Below are 18,558 nucleotides of genomic sequence, written 5' to 3'. Positions count from 1 at the left end.
AATGGGAGTATTGTTGAGAATTTATTTCAATAAAATTAATTGGAGCAAAGGATGGAGGACCAGATGACAAAACAACAAATTGGCGTAATTGGCCTGGCTGTCATGGGCAAAAATTTGGCCCTTAACATTGAAAGCAGAGGTTTCTCGGTATCGGTATATAACCGTTCCCCGGAGAAAACCAATGATCTTCTGAAAGAAGCTGAAGGTAAAAACCTGACAGGCTCATTCTCCATTGAAGAGTTCGTAGCATCCCTGGAATCCCCACGCAAAATTTTGATCATGGTACAAGCCGGCAAAGCGACCGACGCTACTATTGAACAACTGCTTCCTCACCTGGACGAAGGCGACATCATCATTGATGGAGGGAACGCATACTTCCCTGACACGCAACGTCGCAGCAAAGAGTTGGAAGACAAAGGAATTCGCTTCATCGGTACAGGTGTATCCGGTGGTGAAGAAGGCGCATTGAAAGGCCCTTCCATTATGCCGGGTGGACAGGAAAGTGCTTATAAACTGGTTGAACCGATCCTGACGGCGATCTCGGCCAAAGTCGGTGACGATCCATGTTGTACATATATTGGACCTGATGGTGCCGGACACTATGTGAAAATGGTACATAACGGTATCGAGTACGGAGACATGCAGTTGATTGGTGAAGCGTACCACTTGCTCAAATCCGTATTGAACGTTTCCGTTGAAGAGCTTCATGCAATCTTTACGGAATGGAACCAAGGGGAGCTGGATAGCTACCTGATCGAAATCACGGCAGATATCTTCTCCAAATACGATCCTGAAACTGGCAAACCAATGGTTGACGTTATTCTGGACGCTGCTGGACAAAAAGGAACAGGTAAATGGACAAGCCAAAGCGCGCTGGATCTCGGCGTACCATTGTCCATGATTACAGAATCTGTATTCTCCCGGTTCTTGTCTGCGATGAAGGACGAGCGTGTAGCAGCTAGCAAAATCCTGAGTGGACCAGCGACGGAAGCCTTCTCTGGCGACAAAAAGGCATTCATCGAGAGCGTGCGTAAAGCCCTCTTTGCAAGTAAAATCGTATCCTACGCACAAGGATTTGCACAAATGCGTGCAGCTTCCGATGAGTATGGCTGGGATCTGAAATACGGTAACATTGCCATGATCTTCCGTGGTGGTTGCATCATCCGTTCACAGTTCCTGCAAAACATCAAGGAAGCTTATGATAAAGACGCAGCACTGAAAAACCTGCTCTTGGATCCTTACTTCCAAAACATCGTTGAGTCTTATCAAGGCGCTTGGCGTGAAGTTGTAGCTGCGGCTGTAAAACAAGGTGTTCCAGTACCTGGCTTCTCCAGCGCACTGTCTTACTACGACAGCTACCGTACAGAGCGTCTGCCAGCAAACTTGCTCCAAGCTCAACGTGACTACTTCGGTGCTCACACGTTCAAACGTGTGGACAAAGAAGGCAGCTTCCACCACAATTGGATGGAGTAGTACCACATATATGAGTCGATGAGATTTGGCTAAAGGGCCCTTACGCAGGAGCTTTGGCCTGTTGAGAGACTCGAAAGAGGCTTGGCGTTCCGGTTATTTCCGGTTAACGCCAGGTCTCTTTTCGTTTTATACAGCGGTGTTATTTGTGAAAGTACTTCAGTATGATCTGGCATCCTTAAGATGCGGAAGCTACTTGATCTGCATTGGAAGTATTCATGGATGTTCGAAATGAAGTCGTAAGGCGATGGTCTTTCCCAGTCCGCAGGGCTGTGTTATGATAGGACAAAAGTGCTCACGAATTGCTTGGATTAAAGGAGTGTACACCTTGAGCAAGTCTAACAATATTATTCTCATCGGCATGATGGGAACCGGCAAATCAACCGTCGCTGACATGCTTGCACGCGAGCTTGGTTACCGATTGATTGATGTGGACGCCGCGGTGGAGAAAGAGGAAGGCTGTACGATTCCAGAACTGTTCACTGGCAAGGGCGAGACGTATTTCCGTGATGCTGAGAGTCGCATGTTGTGCTCGGTACTGGAGAAAAAGTCACAGGTGATAGCGACCGGCGGTGGTGTAGTGCTGCGTTCGGATAATTGTGACGTGATGTCGAAGAATGGTTGGGTCGTTGCCCTGACTGCTGATCCGGCAGTGATTGTAGAGCGTGTTAGCGGTTGTGACAATCGTCCGCTTCTCGCAGGCAATGCAGAGGAACGCATTCAGACGATTATGGAAGAACGAAAAGATGCATATCGGTTCGCGCATTATACGGTGGATACAACCGAGTTATCCGCTGGTGAAGTGACTCGTTTAATTTTAGCGCATTACCGCGTCTAAGCTTGTTATCATCGAAGTTTGTTGCTTGATAAAGAGTGGCAGATATAGAAAACGGGCCATATTGGCCCGTTTGCAGGAGTGGAGTAGAGTAGAGTCACGAATTTATAGTGTCTTAGCTCCGATTCTTTCTAGTCTTCCTGTTGCCATTGAAGCATGCCGCCGACCATGTTCGTACAGCCTTCATATCCGAGTTGCTGCAGATATTCACAAGCACGTTCACTGCGGTAACCGCTACGACAGATGATGATAATCTCGCCTGACTTATCAATCTCAGACAGTCGGTCTGGAATCTGTCCAAGCGGAATATGCTTGGCTCCTTCGATCATGCCTTGTGCGACTTCATCGTCCTCGCGGACGTCTATCATCTGCAGCTTCTCTCCCGCCTGTAAACGGCGGCGCAGCTCAGACGTTTCAATTTCAGCTATTTGTGTCATATTCAGGTCCTCTTTTCTGTATGGACTTAACGCCTATAATGATACCCAAGCGATGCACGGAATGTCAATTTGGCCACAATATAATCAATGAAGGAGAATTTCATCCATGGACGTTATTGTTAAACCAACCCCCACTCTGAACGGGGAAATCGGAGCTCTGTCCTCCAAAAATTACACTACCCGCTATTTGCTGGCTGCTGCGTTGGCAGAAGGCACAAGTACCATTCATTTCCCGGCACACAGTGAAGACAGTGACGCCATGCGCAGATGTATTCGCGATCTTGGGGCAGTGCTTGAAGAGGACGACAGCAAGATTGTGATCCAGGGTTTTGGCAGCCATCCGCGTGATGTGCGTGAATTGAATGTAGGGAATGCGGGTGCTGTACTTCGTTTTCTGATGGGAGTTACGGCGCTCTGTCCTGAAGTTACCTTTGTGAATATGTACCCGGATTCGCTCGGCAAACGGCCACATGATGATCTGATCGATGCACTGGGTCAACTGGGTGTAGAAGTACAACACGAACAAGGACGCCTGCCGATTACAATTAAAGGCGGTAACGCCAAGGGTGGGCACATTCGTGTATCCGGCTCCGTCAGCTCCCAATATCTGAGCGCACTGTTATTTGTTACGCCTTTGCTTGCAGAAGACAGCACCATTGAAGTCCTGAATGACCTGAAATCCAAAGTCGTGATCGGGCAGACCTTGGAAGTGCTGGAGCAGGCAGGCATCGTTATCCATGCAAGTGATGATTACATGTCTTTCCGTGTACCAGGTGGACAGGCTTACCAGCCGACGACCTACACGGTTCAAGGAGACTACCCGGGCTCAGCAGCGGTTCTTGCCGCAGCTGCGGTTACACAGTCTGATGTGAAAATTCTGCGCCTGATGGAGCAGAGCAAACAGGGTGAACGTGCCATCGTTGACGTTCTACGCATGATGGAAGTGCCGTTGACACATGAGAACGATGTGGTACACGTTCAAGGCAATGGCAGACTGAAAGCGATCGAATTCGACGGGGATGCCGCGACGGACGCCGTTTTGGCTATGGTAGCCGCAGCTGTGTTTGCGGAAGGCACGTCACGGTTCTATAATGTAGAGAACCTGCGTTACAAGGAATGTGACCGAATCACCGATTATTTGAACGAACTGCGGAAGGCAGGAGCGAACGTCGAAGAGCGTCAGGCTGAGATTATCGTACAGGGACGTCCGGAAGGCGTTGAAGGCGGCGTTGAGATTAACGCTCATTACGATCATCGCGTAATTATGGCCCTGACTGTCGTTGGTCTGCGTTCCAAAGAACCGCTTCGTATTCGGGATGCACACCATGTAGCCAAGTCTTATCCGCAATATTTCGATCATTTGCAAGCGCTTGGCGCCTCGGTTCAATGGGTAAAAGAGTGAAATAACTGAAAACTTGTCTTTTGAACACGCACTTTAATCAGAAAAGGATGGTGCTTGAACATGGAATTTAACAACCCTACTCGTGAAGAAATTGGACACCTTTTGCGCAATGCAGGCAACATCGCAGTCGTCGGCTTATCAGACAAATCGGATCGCACGTCCTATATGGTAGCAGAAGCCATGCAGAGCAGAGGCTATCGCATCATCCCGGTTAATCCACAGGTTCAAGGTGAGATCCTTGGAGAGACGGTATATGCCACGCTTGCGGATATCCCAGAGCCGGTAGACATTGTGAACGTGTTTCGCCGCGAGGAGTTTTGTGCGGATGTGGCTCGTGATGCGGCTGCCATCAAAGCGAATGTATTGTGGCTGCAGCTTGGCATCCATAGCGATGAAGCGGTCCAGATTGCTGCGGAGAACGGTATGACAGCGGTAACGAATCGTTGTATCAAGGTAGAGGATTCCATCGTTCTGCGCGGCGCTGGACGCGGCTGAGAAGCCCGTTCACCTGTGATCGGATGATCTCCTGATCGCACCCAATTGAATGTGTGTAGGATGAATCCCGTTAACTTGAAGTTGACGGGATTTTTTCTGTGCTATTTTTGCCGTATTAATTACCAATTGGTTACTGTTTTGCTTTGACAAAACGTTGCGTAAAGCTTACCATCTAGGATAGAAAGGAGAGGTCGCCATGAATTGGCTCGGATCCTTGCAGCAGCTCGGACGAGCGGTAATGCTGCCTACAATGGTCCTGCCCGCCGCCGCAATTTTGCTCAGTGTGGGCAGTCTGCCCTGGAACGCCTGGGGATTGGAAGTTGTCGGTGAAGTGTCTACCGTGGCCGGACACGGTATTTTTTATTTTTTACCGTATCTGTTCGCTGTCGGTGTAGCCCTGGGACTCTCCAACCAGGCCGGGCAAGCGGGACTCGCTGCGCTGGCTGGTATCGTGATATATGATCAGGTGACTCGCAACTTCGGCGACGGCACCGTTCAGCCCGCTTCCTTAATCGGAATCATACTCGGCGCGCTTGCCGGGGGAATGCATAATCGGTTCAAAAGTATTAAACTACCCGAAATCTTACAATTTTTCGGAGGTTCAAGGTTTGTTTTGCTTATCGTTGGACTCTGTTCGGCCCTGTTCTCCTGTTTTATGCTATGGCTCGCTCCGATTTTACAACACGGATTGAACGCCATTGCCACGTGGGAATACAGTCTCGGTGGGTTTGGACTATTCATCTATGGAGTGTTATACAGGGTGCTGGTCGCTTTCGGACTTCATCACCTGCTTAACAATGTGTTTTGGTTCCAGTTGGGAACCTTTGAGACGCCTGATGGTAACATTGTGCAAGGGGATTTGCCCCGATTTTTTGCAGGTGATCCAACTGCAGGATTCTTTATGGCGGGTTTGTTTCCCATCATGATGTTTGCTATTCCGGCGATAGCCTTCGCTATTATTCAGGAAGCTAGGGAAGATCTCAAACCGAAGATTAAGAAAACTTTTCTTACATCAGCACTCGTTTGTTTTCTGACGGGGGTATCTGAGCAGATTGAGTTTGCTTTTTTGTTCGCTGCACCTTATCTGTTCATCGTGCATGCAGTCATGTCCGGTGTTGCCATGTGGATCAGCTACTGGCTCGATATCCGGCACGGCTTTTCGTACTCCGCAGGTATTATTGATTACATACTCAATTTCCATCTATCGGAGAATGCTTGGAAGCTCATTCCGATTGGCATACTATATGGGCTGGTCTACTACTTCCTGTTCCGATGGGCGATTCGTACATTCAAGATTCCAACACCAGGACGTGAAGAGGGATCGATGCTGGAAGATTGGGTAGGGAACATTCCTTATCAGGCCCCTTTGATTCTCGAAGCATTGGGTGGAAAAGGAAATATTGTACAGGTTGAGGCCTGTATTACACGCCTTCGCCTGACTGTGCATGATGACCGACTGATCGACACGGGGGCCATGAAGAGTATGGGGTCCGCCGGACTGATCAAGCTGGGCGGCGGTAACGTGCAGGTGGTATTTGGTACCTACTCGGAATTGATCCGGGAAGAAATCGCGAAGCTGCTCGAAAGAGATCTGCAACAGGTTCTGTTCTGTGCTCCCGTTCAGGGTAAGATGCTGCCGATTGAAGAGGTTCCAGATCAGATCTTTGCAGCCAAGCTTGTCGGGGATGGGGTAGCCTTTGTCCCGGAACGCGGAGAGCTGGTATCACCTGTGTATGGAACGATTATGCATCTGTACCCGACCATGCATGCCCTGGGGATTTCCACCCGTGAAGGGCTTGAGGTGTTACTGCATATCGGCATCGATACATCTCAGTTGAAAGGCCATTTTGAAGCTTTTGTGCAGGAGGGCGATACGGTGGAGCCAGGGCAGTTGTTGATCAAGTTTGATCTCGCGGTACTTCGCGAGCAAGCGGCGTCACTGACAACACCTATGGTAATTACGAATCCGGATCGTGTAAAATCATGGAGTTTTGCTCCATTTAAGCAAGTTAAGAAAGGTCAGGCATCCGTTATGTCCGTGGTGCTCTATGACAGGAACGTTGGAGGGGTAGAATGAAGATACAAGGCATCAACGGAGCTGCAGGCATAGCCATCGGCAAAGCATTTGTCCTGCCCAGTTGGGAATGGGATCTGCCGGATCAGAAGATGGATTCGGTAGATCTCGCCCAGGAGTTCGAACGGCTGTATGAGGGCATACGGACATCAAAGGATGAGATCGAATATATCAAGAATGAGTTCAAGGAAGTCGTTGGTCCCGAGGAGTCCAGTATTTTTGATGCACATCTGGCCATCCTCGAAGATCCGGTATTCATGAACGAAATCCGCGGCATTATCGAGCGTCAGTACAAGGCGGCAGAAGTGGCGGTGAAAGAAGCCATTGACCACTTTGTTACGATGTTTGACCTGCTGGAAGACGAATATATGAAGGAGCGGGCAATCGACATCAAGGATGTGGGTAACCGTCTGCTCAAGCATCTGCTCGGCGCACCGGAGATTACACTTCCTTCGGATACCCAGCCTTATGTACTCGTCGCGAAAGAGCTGTCGCCCTCTCAATTGGCACATCTGAATCCTACTCATGTGCTTGGCATTGTAACCTTGATTGGCGGGAAAACATCACATTCAGCAATTATGGCTCGTGCACTTGGCATTCCTCTCGTTTCCGGTCTGGAAGCGAGTCTTGGCATGCCGGTAGAGACAGGTGATATGCTTGTGGTAGATGGTGACAATGGCTTGGTATTTACCGATCCGGACCGCAAGACGATAGAACGCTATACGATGCTTCGCAGCAAACAGTTGAAGAAAAAGGAACAGCTACAGGTGCTTGCAACGGTGGATGCTGTAACCAAAGACGGGGCTGTATTACATCTTGCTTCCAATATCAGTTCCGTGAAGGAACTGGACATGGCTTTGAAACATGGAGCCAAGGGTGTAGGCTTGTTCCGGACAGAGTTCCTGTATATGGACCGGGCTACATTCCCGGGAGAGCAAGAACAATATGAGGTATACCGCCTTGTGGCAGAGAAAACAGCAGGCCAATCCGTTGTCATTCGTACACTGGATATTGGTGGTGACAAGCAGCTTGATTATTTTGAGCTTCCAGAGGAAGACAATCCGTTTCTGGGATACCGTGCCATTCGGATTAGTCTGGACCGCAAGGATCTGTTCAAAACACAGCTTACAGCCATTCTGCGTGCCAGTGCCGCCGGTAATGTCAAAATCATGTATCCCATGATCTCTTCGGTGGAAGAGCTTCAGCAGGCCAATGTGATTCTTCGTGAGGCGATGGCCGATCTGGACGAGCGGGGATTATCATATGACCCTCACATTCAGGTCGGGATCATGATTGAAGTTCCTGCAGCGGTGATGATTGCTGATCTGCTGGCTGAGGAAGCGGACTTCTTCAGCATCGGTACGAATGATCTGGTTCAGTATGTACTTGCAGTAGATCGAATGAACGAACAGATTGCCCATATGTATCATCCTTATCATCCGGCTGTTCTGCGGATGCTTCGTGCCACAGCAGATGCGGCTCACACAGCCGGCATTGATGTGAGTGTATGCGGGGAGATGGCGGGGGACGAACGTGCCATTCCGCTTTGGCTGGAGCTTGGCATTCGCCATTTGAGTATGTCTCCACAATCCCTGTTGCGTGTGAAGCACAGAGTGTTGAACACAACGGCATCAGCAGCCAAGGAAGAAGCTCGTAAGTGCTTCGCCCTACGGACCAGCGGGGATATTGAGGAGCGTCTGCAAGTTTTTAATGACTCTACGGGGAATTCGGACGAACAGAGTGGATCAAATGCATCGTGAAATGGATAATTGGATATAAATACCTTTAAGTTAATATATTTACATTTGTGATAATTATTTATCGGTAAACTTGTGTTAGCAAAATAACCCCACTGTGCATGAAATCAGCACAATGGGGTTATTTTTATTTGTCAGCGAGTGCATCGCAAAATGCCTTACCGTAAGGCGGAAGGTCAGGTGGACGACGCGCTGAGATGATATGTCCATCGACAACAACCGGTTCATCTTTCCAGATGGCACCTGCATTTTCCATGTCATCCCGAATACCTGGTGTAGAGGTTACCGTAACCCCGTCCAGAATTTTGGCGGAGATCAGGACCCAACCTGCATGACAGATCTGTCCGATCGGTTTCCGGTCTGCATTCATTTCCTTTACAAGTTCGAGTACTTTGGGATAACGTCGCAGCTTGTCCGGTGCCCAGCCGCCTGGTACGAGAATTCCATCATAGTGTGAACTGTCGAGTTCATCAAAGCTGTATTCAGCTTCAGCCGGGACGCCATATTTGCCAATATAGGTTTTCCCTTTTTTCTCTCCAGCCAGATGTACCTCTGCACCTTCTTCGCGTACACGATGCACAGGGTACCACAATTCCAGATCCTCGAATTCTTCATCGACCAGAGCGATGACTTTCTTACCGGTTAATCTCATATTCATCTCTCCTTTTGCGGTGATTAGGGATGTCGCGTCTTTAATTGTAACAGATTCTCCGCAGGACTTCATGGAAGTGCATATTCACTTTTAAGGAAGCGATTACAAGTCAATGACGGCCTGCATTCGACAACCTTGATCTGGTGTGAGTGGTAATTTGTGCAACCTCTCAATTACAGCAGGATTTGAGCCGAAATAGGTCGAATGGTACTTATATAAGAGTATAGAACGAATGAGGTGATGGTTGTGCGCAAGTCGTGCAGATGTGGACATGTTATGGAATTGGAATTAAGAACAGTAGTATACGCTAAAAAGGTGGAAATTCGAAACGTACCTGTATTTGCGTGTACAGACTGTGTATCATACGAAGTGCTTCAGCCGGTCAAGCCGGATTTGACAGAATGCATAAGCACACTGGGCGAACAACCCGTGAAGCAGGACGTATCTTTTGGTGAACGCAATGAACTGGCAGACTTGTTTCATGAGCAACTGTTGGCATGGCCTGATGCGACCGATCGGGAGATGGAATATCGCATGCAGCAAGCGGTGGAGGAGCGTGTTAATCTGCTGTTGGACATTATGGGTTACGCAACGAAGTCTGGAGATGCAGCGTGGATTGAGACCACGGAGCGCAGATTAAGTCAATTATCCGGATTTGTGTGGCAGGAGTATTTCTCGAATGCTGTCTAATTATGACGTGTAAAATGCTTGTTTTCATGAAAATTGGCTTTTTCTCGCACTTTTTGTTAAGATATCGAAGAGTGAAAACGCTCAACATAGCGGTATTCCTGGTAAAGGGGGATGTATATCTAATGGCTGACATGACTAAAATGACAAGTATTGAACAGCTAAACTCCGCGGTGGAGGCTACCAAGGATCAACCCTTGCTTCTGTTTAAGCACAGCACACGCTGTCCGATCAGCTCGAACGCTTATCAGGAGATGAACGATTATTTGCATAACAATCCCAATGAACAAGTGAAATATGGCATCATTTATGTCGTGGAAGATCGCCCGGTATCCAATGAAGCAGCAGAAAAGCTGGGTGTTAAGCACGAATCTCCACAGGCGATACTGATCAAAAAGGGGATTCCTGTATGGCATACTTCCCATTCAGATATTACTAGCACTACTCTTACGAATGTTTTGAGTGAGTCCTAAAGCCTATTTTAATTGATTAATGCAAAAATTTGTCGTAATATAAATCTTAATGAAAATGGTATGAAAATTTACTGGTAATGGAGAGAAGTACTGTGACGGTAACCATTTATGATGTGGCACGTGAAGCTGGAGTGTCTATGGCAACGGTATCACGGGTAGTTAATAATAACCCTAATGTCAAACCGCAAACGCGGAAAAAAGTATATGAAGCCATCGAACGGTTGGGATATCGTCCGAATGCGGTAGCCAGAGGTCTGGCAAGCAAGAAGACAACCACGGTCGGGGTCGTTATTCCGGATATTTCGAACTCAACCTTCGCGGAGATTGCCCGCGGAATTGAAGATATTGCGAATATGTATCACTACAATATTATTTTGTGTAATGCGGATAAGAAGAAAGAAAAAGAAATTCGTGTTATTAATACCTTGCTCGAAAAACAAGTAGATGGACTGCTCTTCATGGGCGGAACAGTAACGGACGAACACATTCAGGCATTCCAGTCTGCGGCTGTGCCGATCGTACTTTGTGCAACGAGTGATGAGAAGGGAACATTCCCTTCTGTGGATATTGACCATGAGGCGGCTGCGTTTGACGCAGTAAACACCTTGATTCGTCATGGACACAAGGAAATCGCGATGATCAGTGGTACACTGCAAGATCCTGCGAATGGTTATGCGCGTTTCCAAGGTTACAAGAAAGCACTGGAAGCAGCAGGCATGGAATACCAGGAGGACCTGGTTCGGATCGGTAACTATCGTTATGAATCCGGTGTGGAAGCAATGAAATATTTCCTCGGATTGAAGAAAAAGCCTTCGGCAATCTTTGCTGCAACAGATGAAATGGCGATTGGTGCCATTCACAGTATTCAGGATGAAGGCCTGAAAGTACCGGATGATTTCTCCATTATTAGTGTGGATAACATTCGTATGGCTTCCATGGTGCGTCCTCAGTTGACGACAGTGGCTCAGCCGATGTACGACCTTGGCGCAGTAGCGATGCGTTTGCTGACGAAGCTGATGAAGAAGGAAAATGTAGAGAACCCACGGGTTATTTTGCCGCATGAAACGATTCTTCGTCTGTCAGTAAGTCACGCAGATGTAGTTTAATCGGAATGTTATATAGAAAGAAAGGGAGAAGCTATTCTCTCTACATAATGGATATGCGAAAGCTCCGGAGACGGAGCTTTTGTGCTGAATGAGATTAAAATGAAACAGGGGGTATCCGAAGATGCGTGAAACGATCGGTATTATCGGAGCAATGGACGAGGAAGTAGAACTTTTGCTGGCAGGTATGAAACAGCTTGAGACGGTCAAACAAACCGGGATTACTTACGTTGCAGGCGAGTGGCTTGGCAAGCAAATTGTCGTGTGTAAATCCGGTGTAGGTAAAGTAAACGCAGCAGTTACAACGCAGATCTTGATTGATCGGTTTCAGGTTGATCGTATTATCTTCACCGGTGTTGCGGGTGCGGTTAACCCGGAGCTGAACATTGGGGATATGGTTATTTCGTCCGTATGTGTACAGCACGACATGGATGTAACGCCACTGGGGTTTGAGCGCGGGGTTATTCCTTACCAGGAGACATCTGCTTTCCCGGCTGAGGCTTCGCTTATTGCACTGGCTGAAGAAGCGTGTAAAGCGCAGGGAGCCAATTATCTGATCGGTAAGGTGTTATCGGGAGACCAATTTATCGCGAATAAAGATACAGTTAACATGTTATATACTGAAATGGACGGTGCATGTGCGGAGATGGAAGGGGCTGCAGTTGCTCAGGTCTGTTACATGAATCGTGTACCATTTGTTGTCCTGCGTGGCATGTCAGATAAAGCGGATGGTTCGGCACATGTTAACTTTGCTGAATTCACCGTGGAATCTTCGCAGCGTTCACACCGCATTGTGGAGCACATGCTCGAGAATATGTAACGGCATAGGCTTGGACTGTGAGGCAATCCGTTATGAACGAAAACCGCCCATCGATCAGCTGTTCCAGGAAGTATGGAGCAACGCTGCGAGAAGCGGTTTTTTATGTATATCGGTCTTCAAAAGGTTCCTTCAATCAATACATGAAGCGATGGCGGAAGCGTACACGATCAAACTGTTCTTCCGATGTTATGGGCACCTGACTTCCGATTCGCACCATCAAACAGTTCGCTGGATGTGAACAGATTTCGGGATCATCCGTTGCATACCAGGTCATATCGATCGTCTGCATCAGTCTCTCCATCATTTTGCGATAATCCCATACGTTTAGTCCGCTACCCTTCAGATCCCAATGCCAATAATATTCGGTGGTGAAAATAATATAGTTCTCCATGTGTTTATCATCCAAAGCTGTGAGCAACATTTCACGGCCAACGCCAAGCGAGCGGTAGTCGTCCGCAACCTCGATTGCCCCAAGTTCAATCAGATCAGTCATGTTGCCCTCGGACCAGCGTTCGCATTCATCCGCATAGTGAAAAGTTACATAGCCGATAATCGTTTCATTTTCGTGTGCGATGATGATTCGTCCTTCTGGCAATGCTGCAATCTCGGCCAATGCTTCCTGCTGCTCAGCTGGGCGCCGAAAGGCATCCAGATCGGAATGAAAGGCAAGATTGGTGATCTCCTTGGCCTGCACGGGGCCTTCAATCGTAATTCGATGGCCGGACTTGAAGATGGAACGCATGTGATGTTCCTTGATATGTTCCATGGTTCATGCTCCTCTCTCCCCCTACTTATTGAGGTTGTTCAAAAAGAACGTTTTTGATTACGAAGGATGCCTAGTGGCATCATCAGCAACGAATATGTCATTCAGCCGAAATAAGCGGGAGGCTTACGAAGTATGTTTCCAAAGGAAACATTTTAGTTGCTCACGTAGTTTTCCCTACGCTCCGCTACTCCATTTCTAGCTTCATCCCATCTTCTTGATACTGAAAACCGATCCTTTTGAACACGTATTTATAGCAAAAATCCAAAAAATTGAAAAGCCATAGACGACGATTGAAAAGATTTGCTATAATTGCTTAGACAAAAAATGTTCACAATTCAACACAGTATGGATAACATCTGTTTGGCCGAGCAAGTACATGATGAGATGTTCTCTCTACTAATGTAAGCGCTAACTGGAAGTTCAGTCAACACAAAGGCAATGAGAATTAACCCACAACGGGAATCGAAATGTCGAGTTGAAGGAGGCTGGCAAGCATGAGTCAAGCACATGGTGAGATGCTGCAAACGGTTGTGTCCGAATCTAACCTGGGCGATTACACGGAGGCGAGAAGCCGGTTCGATTGGGAATCGGTGGAAAGGCACTTTACGTGGCACGCCAGCGGAAAAGTGAATATGGCGCATGAAGCGATTGACCGTCATGTCCTGGAAGGAAGGGGCGGAACAACCGCTTTATTGTATAGTGATGCTTCGCGCGAAGAGGCCTATACTTTTGCTGATCTAAGTGAACAGTCGAGTCGGTTCGGGAATGTTCTCCGCAAATATGGCATAGCCAAAGGGGAGCGTGTGTTTATTTTTATGCCGCGCAGTCCGGAGCTGTATTTTAGTCTTCTGGGTATATTGAAGGCTGGAGCCATCGTGGGGCCTTTGTTTGAAGCGTTTATGGAAACGGCAGTGAAGGATCGGTTGGAGGATAGCGGAGCTGTAGCACTCGTCACGACCCCGGAATTATTGGGGCGAATCAAACGTTCCGAATTACCCGAACTCAAACATATATTTATTGTGGGTGGCGGCGCACAGACGGAAGAAGGACTCATTGATTTTGATGCAGAGATGTCTGCCGCTTCGGACGAGATGGAAGTGGAATGGCTGAATCGTGAGGATGGTTTGCTTATTCACTATACCTCAGGCTCCACGGGTAAACCCAAAGGGGTGTACCATGTTCAGAATGCCATGATTCAACACTATTATACAGGTAAGGTTGTGCTGGATTTACGTGAGGATGACGTGTACTGGTGCACAGCTGACCCTGGTTGGGTGACAGGTACCTCTTATGGGATCTTTGCTCCGTGGCTCAATGGAGTGACCAATGTGATACGTGGGGGTCGTTTCAGTCCTCAAGATTGGTACAATACCATCCAGAAGAACAAAGTCACCATCTGGTATAGTGCACCAACGGCCTTCCGTATGCTGATGGGAGCGGGGGAAGAGACCATTGCCCAGCATGATCTGAGCAGTCTGCGTCACGTAATGTCTGTTGGTGAACCGCTCAATCCGGAGGTCGTTCGTTGGGGATGGAAAGCCTATGGTCAGCGAATTCATGATACATGGTGGATGACCGAAACAGGTGCACAGCTGATCTGTAACTATCCCGGAATGCCGATCAAGCCTGGCTCCATGGGACGTCCATTGCCTGGAATTGAGGCAGCCATTATTGATGATCGGGGGCAGGAATTGCCGCCGTACAGTATGGGCAATCTGGCCATACGCACACCTTGGCCATCCATGATGGCGAAGATCTGGAATAACCCTGCAAAATACGAGGAGTATTTCAGGCTTACGGGCTGGTATGTATCCGGGGACTCTGCTTATATGGATGAAGAAGGGTATTTCTGGTTCCAGGGACGGATTGATGATGTGATTAATTCGTCAGGAGAACGAATCGGGCCCTTTGAGGTGGAGAGCAAGCTCGTGGAGCATCCTGCGGTAGCGGAGGCGGGTGTAATCGGCAAGCCGGATGTGACACGTGGGGAGATCATCAAGGCCTTTGTAGCGCTTCGTGAAGGATATGAGGCGACCCCGGAGCTAAAAGAAGAGATTTATCGTTTTGTCAAAGAGGGCCTGTCTGCCCACGCTGCTCCGCGTGAGATTGAGTTCAAGGATAAACTGCCTAAGACTCGTTCCGGCAAGATCATGCGCCGTGTACTGAAGGCCTGGGAGCTTGATCTGCCAGCAGGAGATCTATCTACCATTGAAGACTAACGAACCAGTGCCAAAATTGGATCATAAGTGTTGAAGGCGATGTCGATTTGGACTCTTATGATCCAGGGAAGAAGTCATTACTAAACGAATCCCAACACGGCGATACTCTATATTAAAATCGGTTGTAGAAGCCTGCTTTATGCCCACGGCATGAAGTGGGCTTTTTGCTGCACAAGCAAATGAAAAAGCCGCACCATCAGATAAGGTCTGAGGATGCGGCTTTTTGTGGATCGCTAAGTTGAATCAGGGTTGAAAATGTACGGCTGCAGAAGGCTCGGATTCACCCGCGCTGTTGCTGGCAGATACCTTGAACCATCCACTGGTAGACGCAGGCACTCCATAATCCATGGTAGTTCCCGACGTTGTTCCAATTTTGGTATAAGGAGCTGAGCCTGTTTCACTGTAATATACAGAATAACTATCCGTGTTCGGATTGGACGCCCATTGAATGCGCAGTCCTTGAGTGAGAGCAGATACGCTGACTTGACCAGGTGTGCCTGGGGCTGTCGTTGTGGCATTATCGTTCTGCGTTTCTCCCGGAGTGATGACTGTACCCGGAACTTCAATCGGCTCATTGATCTCTTCTTCCACAGGAGGGACTACACTTCCCGTGCTATTGACTGTAGCGCTTGGAGCAGACTCTCTGCCTGCAACATCCACTGCGGTCACATAGAAGGCGAAGCTGCCACCTTGCGCGGCATATGCCGAGAATGATCTGGATTCACCCGTCAGGACAACCTGACCCTGGTTCTGGAATCCTCCACCGTTTACAGACCGGTACAGACGATACCCCACGACATCATTTTCAGGTGTGGCATTGAATGTAATTACAGCTCGGTCGCCCGAGGTCGAGATTCTTACGTTACCTGGTGCATCAGGAGCTTTGCCGTTATCTGTTCTTGGATCAATCTGTGTTGGCATGTCTGCATCTGCATCTTCAGGGAGGTAATAAGCCAGTGATTCATGTCGACTCATACGTGAGAATGCATTTTGCAATTCTTTGATGAGATCCGAGATTGGTTTTTTACGCTTGATTACCGTTTTTTCTTTCAACATGTCCGAAGGTGTTCCATCACGCGGAATATAGTTTACACCATTGAAAGTAATGTACTTGGCTTTGGCAACACCGTCATCGCTATCCTTAGGAACGAATTTGCTGTTGAAGATATCCGTAACAAATTTGTCAGTCAGTGATGTTGGTAATTTGCCACTGTAGGCCGATACCGTCCGCGTTTCAATACCAGATGGTTTTTTGAACGAATCCGTGACGAACAGATCTTTTTGCGTATCGATCACTTCATTCAGGATTTTCGACCACAGTTGCTGCGCACGTTTTCTCTGTGATTTGCTTTCCAGTGTATTCACTGGCTGTTTGTATCCAACCCACACGCCAAGTGTGACATCTGGTGTGTAGCCTTCAAACCAAACATCCGCATAGTTTTGAGTGGAACCCGTTTTACCTACGATCGGCACACTCTTGGAATATTTGTAATTCTCCCGTACTTTATCTGCCGTACCTTCCGTAATAACGGTCCGCAGCATATCGGTCATCAGGTATGCTGTCTGCTCCGAGAAGGCTTGCACAGGTTCAGTATCGTGTTTATAGACGATGTTTCCTTTGGAATCTACAATTTTGCTAATCATGTAAGAATCGTTATACACACCATTATTGGCGATGGCACCATAGGCACTGGTCAGTTCTTCAACGGTTACACCGTATTGGAGACCTCCGAGAACACCTGTCTGAGCCTGATAGTCTTGCTTCTGAATGGTGGTAATCCCCAGTTTCTTGGCGAAGGTCCAAGCCTTCTCGATCCCTACTTCTTCATTAAACAACTTCAGAGCCGGTATATTCAGAGAATAATTCAGTGCTCTGCGGGCAGTGACCAGTCCCTGATAGCGGTTGTTGGCATTCTTGGCAATGTGGTAGCCGCTCGGACCATTTTTGAGGATGATCGGTGAGTCATCAATAATAGAAGCGGGTTGGACAAGACCTGCATCCAGAGCTGGCAGATAGGCTGCAATAGGTTTCATCGTTGAACCTGGCTGACGCACCATCTGTGTTGCATAATTCATCTGTTCGTCCTGGAAATCCCGACCCTCAATCATACCTAGAATAGCACCGGTTTTGTGATTAATCAGCATGGCAGCAGTTTGTTCTTTTCCTTTGACAGGATCATCTGCTGAGAAATTGCTGTCATCTTCGGCAATAGTACGCATCGTTTTGTATATGCTTTTGTTGATGGTTGTATAGATGCGATATCCGCCTGTACGCAATTGCGTCTGGGCTTCTTCCAATAGTTCACTGCTTTCCTTTTGAGGTGTTTCTTCATCTGTAGCTTCACTGCCGGATTCAGCTGTGTCTGAATTCAATTGTTTCATCAAAATCTGTGCAGCTTGTCGTTCCGTTTCCATCATAAGATATGGATAAGTATTGTAAGCCTTGATGGTCTTCGGAGCGAGTGAACTTTTGATATCAAATGCAAGTGCTTCATCGTACTGGGATTGATTGATTTTGCCCAGCTCAAGCATACGGCGTAATACCAGATGTTGACGATTGATTGCGCGGTCAAAATTTTCCTCTACAAAATCGCCTTTACCGTTAAAGGCAGAGTAAGAGGAGGGTAGTTGTGGCAATCCAGCAAGATAGGCAGCCTGAGCAATATTGACTTTTTCAAGATCATTAATGTTGAACAGTCCTTTGGCAGCCGCCTTAATTCCGTAAACGTTGTATCCGCTGGAACCATTACCAAAAGGAACCTTGTTCAAATAGGCTGTCATGATCTCGTCTTTGGTCAGGAAACGTTCAAGTCGGAGTGAAAGCAAGATTTCTTTCACTTTCCGATCTTCCGTACGATCCAGATTTAGAAATACACGACGCGCTAATTGCTGAGTCAGTGTACTACCGCCGGTTTGTACTGATTCTTTCAGCACTTTTTGTTTCACGGCACGGAGCGTTCCGCTCATGTCTACACCTTTATGTTCGTAAAAATGATTGTCTTCAATCGAAATGACAGCATCAATAACCTTTTGTGGGATCTGGTCCGTAGTGACCGGACGCCTGTCTTCTTCCGTACGTAATTGACCGATCGGACTGCCGTCGGCAAAGTAAGCAAAGCCTGTGATGGAGTTTTCGCTGACTTTTTGTTCAATCAGGGCCCTTGAACGGACAGGCTCGTCTTTCACAATGGAACTGACGTATCCCATCAAAGCACCGCCTGCAAATAGTGCCCCCATAAATCCAAGGACAACCATCCATTTGACGAAACTTCCCAGTCTGCGGGCAAAGCTGCGCTTGCGTGCAGGCTGTTCATCGGGCTTTTTCTTATTAACATCAACCATTCAGTGTCTTCCTCCTTTTAACAGCA

Annotated in this window: 16 protein-coding genes; 12 read left to right on the top strand and 4 right to left on the bottom strand. The window is 47.9% G+C overall.

Annotated features, from left to right (window positions below; all coding sequences use genetic code 11):
- Positions 1–63 precede the first annotated feature (63 nt).
- The 3 genes from gndA to FS628_RS14480 all read left to right on the top strand — a co-directional run bounded on the left by gndA (position 64) and on the right by FS628_RS14480 (position 2,308).
- The gene (gene gndA / locus FS628_RS14485; protein ID WP_145322900.1) at positions 64–1,473 is read left to right on the top strand and encodes an NADP-dependent phosphogluconate dehydrogenase; all 1,410 of its coding nucleotides are present in this window, start codon (positions 64–66) and stop codon (positions 1,471–1,473) included.
- A gap of 61 nt (positions 1,474–1,534) precedes the next feature.
- A complete protein-coding gene (locus FS628_RS31385) occupies positions 1,535–1,705 on the top strand; it encodes a hypothetical protein (RefSeq protein ID WP_186327822.1) in 171 nt (56 codons plus the stop codon).
- A gap of 93 nt (positions 1,706–1,798) precedes the next feature.
- A complete protein-coding gene (locus FS628_RS14480; RefSeq protein WP_260871033.1) occupies positions 1,799–2,308 on the top strand; it encodes a shikimate kinase in 510 nt (169 codons plus the stop codon).
- A gap of 128 nt (positions 2,309–2,436) precedes the next feature.
- Here the strand turns inward: FS628_RS14480 and FS628_RS14475 are convergent, their stop codons facing one another.
- Positions 2,437–2,742, bottom strand: a complete 306-nt coding sequence (locus tag FS628_RS14475; RefSeq protein ID WP_145322898.1) for a rhodanese-like domain-containing protein — start codon at positions 2,740–2,742, stop codon at positions 2,437–2,439.
- Between the two features lie 106 nt (positions 2,743–2,848).
- On the opposite strand from FS628_RS14475, the gene aroA reads away from it, so the two are divergent.
- The 4 genes from aroA (at position 2,849) to ptsP (ending at position 8,473) form a co-directional block, all read left to right on the top strand.
- On the top strand, positions 2,849–4,144 hold the full coding sequence (gene aroA / locus FS628_RS14470; RefSeq protein ID WP_145322896.1) for a 3-phosphoshikimate 1-carboxyvinyltransferase: 1,296 nt from the start codon (positions 2,849–2,851) through the stop codon (positions 4,142–4,144).
- A 60-nt stretch (positions 4,145–4,204) separates the two neighbouring features.
- Positions 4,205–4,639 carry a CoA-binding protein gene (locus tag FS628_RS14465; protein WP_145322894.1) on the top strand — a complete coding sequence of 145 codons (435 nt, stop codon included), beginning with the start codon at positions 4,205–4,207 and terminating at the stop codon, positions 4,637–4,639.
- A 196-nt stretch (positions 4,640–4,835) separates the two neighbouring features.
- Positions 4,836–6,716 carry a glucose PTS transporter subunit IIA gene (locus FS628_RS14460; protein WP_145322892.1) on the top strand — a complete coding sequence of 627 codons (1,881 nt, stop codon included), beginning with the start codon at positions 4,836–4,838 and terminating at the stop codon, positions 6,714–6,716.
- The gene (gene ptsP, locus FS628_RS14455) at positions 6,713–8,473 is read left to right on the top strand and encodes a phosphoenolpyruvate--protein phosphotransferase (RefSeq protein ID WP_145322890.1); all 1,761 of its coding nucleotides are present in this window, start codon (positions 6,713–6,715) and stop codon (positions 8,471–8,473) included. Before FS628_RS14460 ends, ptsP begins: the two co-directional genes overlap by 4 nt.
- 124 nt (positions 8,474–8,597) lie before the next feature.
- On the opposite strand, the gene FS628_RS14450 is transcribed toward ptsP, so the two are convergent.
- Positions 8,598–9,122 (bottom strand): type 1 glutamine amidotransferase domain-containing protein, encoded by a 525-nt coding sequence (locus FS628_RS14450; RefSeq protein ID WP_145322888.1) that lies wholly within the window; start codon positions 9,120–9,122, stop codon positions 8,598–8,600.
- A 276-nt stretch (positions 9,123–9,398) separates the two neighbouring features.
- Here FS628_RS14450 and FS628_RS14445 point away from each other — a divergent pair, with 276 nt between their 5' ends.
- From FS628_RS14445 to FS628_RS14430, 4 genes are all read left to right on the top strand, one after another.
- On the top strand, positions 9,399–9,812 hold the full coding sequence (locus FS628_RS14445) for a hypothetical protein (protein WP_145322887.1): 414 nt from the start codon (positions 9,399–9,401) through the stop codon (positions 9,810–9,812).
- A gap of 122 nt (positions 9,813–9,934) precedes the next feature.
- Entirely contained in the window at positions 9,935–10,282 is a 348-nt protein-coding gene (gene ytxJ / locus FS628_RS14440) for a bacillithiol system redox-active protein YtxJ (protein ID WP_145322885.1), read from the top strand.
- Positions 10,283–10,374: 92 nt separating this feature from the next.
- Positions 10,375–11,388, top strand: a complete 1,014-nt coding sequence (ccpA, locus tag FS628_RS14435) for a catabolite control protein A (protein WP_062835383.1) — start codon at positions 10,375–10,377, stop codon at positions 11,386–11,388.
- Between the two features lie 121 nt (positions 11,389–11,509).
- Positions 11,510–12,205: a 5'-methylthioadenosine/adenosylhomocysteine nucleosidase gene (locus tag FS628_RS14430; RefSeq protein ID WP_145322883.1), complete on the top strand. Its 696-nt coding sequence runs from the start codon at positions 11,510–11,512 to the stop codon at positions 12,203–12,205.
- 133 nt (positions 12,206–12,338) lie between these two features.
- On the opposite strand, the gene FS628_RS14425 is transcribed toward FS628_RS14430, so the two are convergent.
- Positions 12,339–12,971, bottom strand: a complete 633-nt coding sequence (locus FS628_RS14425; protein WP_145322881.1) for a GNAT family N-acetyltransferase — start codon at positions 12,969–12,971, stop codon at positions 12,339–12,341.
- Between the two features lie 494 nt (positions 12,972–13,465).
- Here FS628_RS14425 and acsA point away from each other — a divergent pair, with 494 nt between their 5' ends.
- Positions 13,466–15,190 (top strand): acetate--CoA ligase, encoded by a 1,725-nt coding sequence (gene acsA / locus FS628_RS14420; protein ID WP_145322879.1) that lies wholly within the window; start codon positions 13,466–13,468, stop codon positions 15,188–15,190.
- A gap of 243 nt (positions 15,191–15,433) precedes the next feature.
- Here acsA and FS628_RS14415 read toward each other — a convergent pair whose 3' ends face one another.
- Positions 15,434–18,532, bottom strand: coding sequence for a transglycosylase domain-containing protein (locus tag FS628_RS14415; RefSeq protein ID WP_145322877.1), 3,099 nt, complete (start codon positions 18,530–18,532; stop codon positions 15,434–15,436).
- Between the last annotated feature and the right edge of the window lie 26 nt (positions 18,533–18,558).

The sequence above is a fragment of the Paenibacillus xylanexedens genome, from assembly GCF_007676705.1.
Lineage (GTDB): Bacteria > Bacillota > Bacilli > Paenibacillales > Paenibacillaceae > Paenibacillus > Paenibacillus xylanexedens_C.
This window is presented reverse-complemented; position numbering and strand designations above follow the sequence as displayed.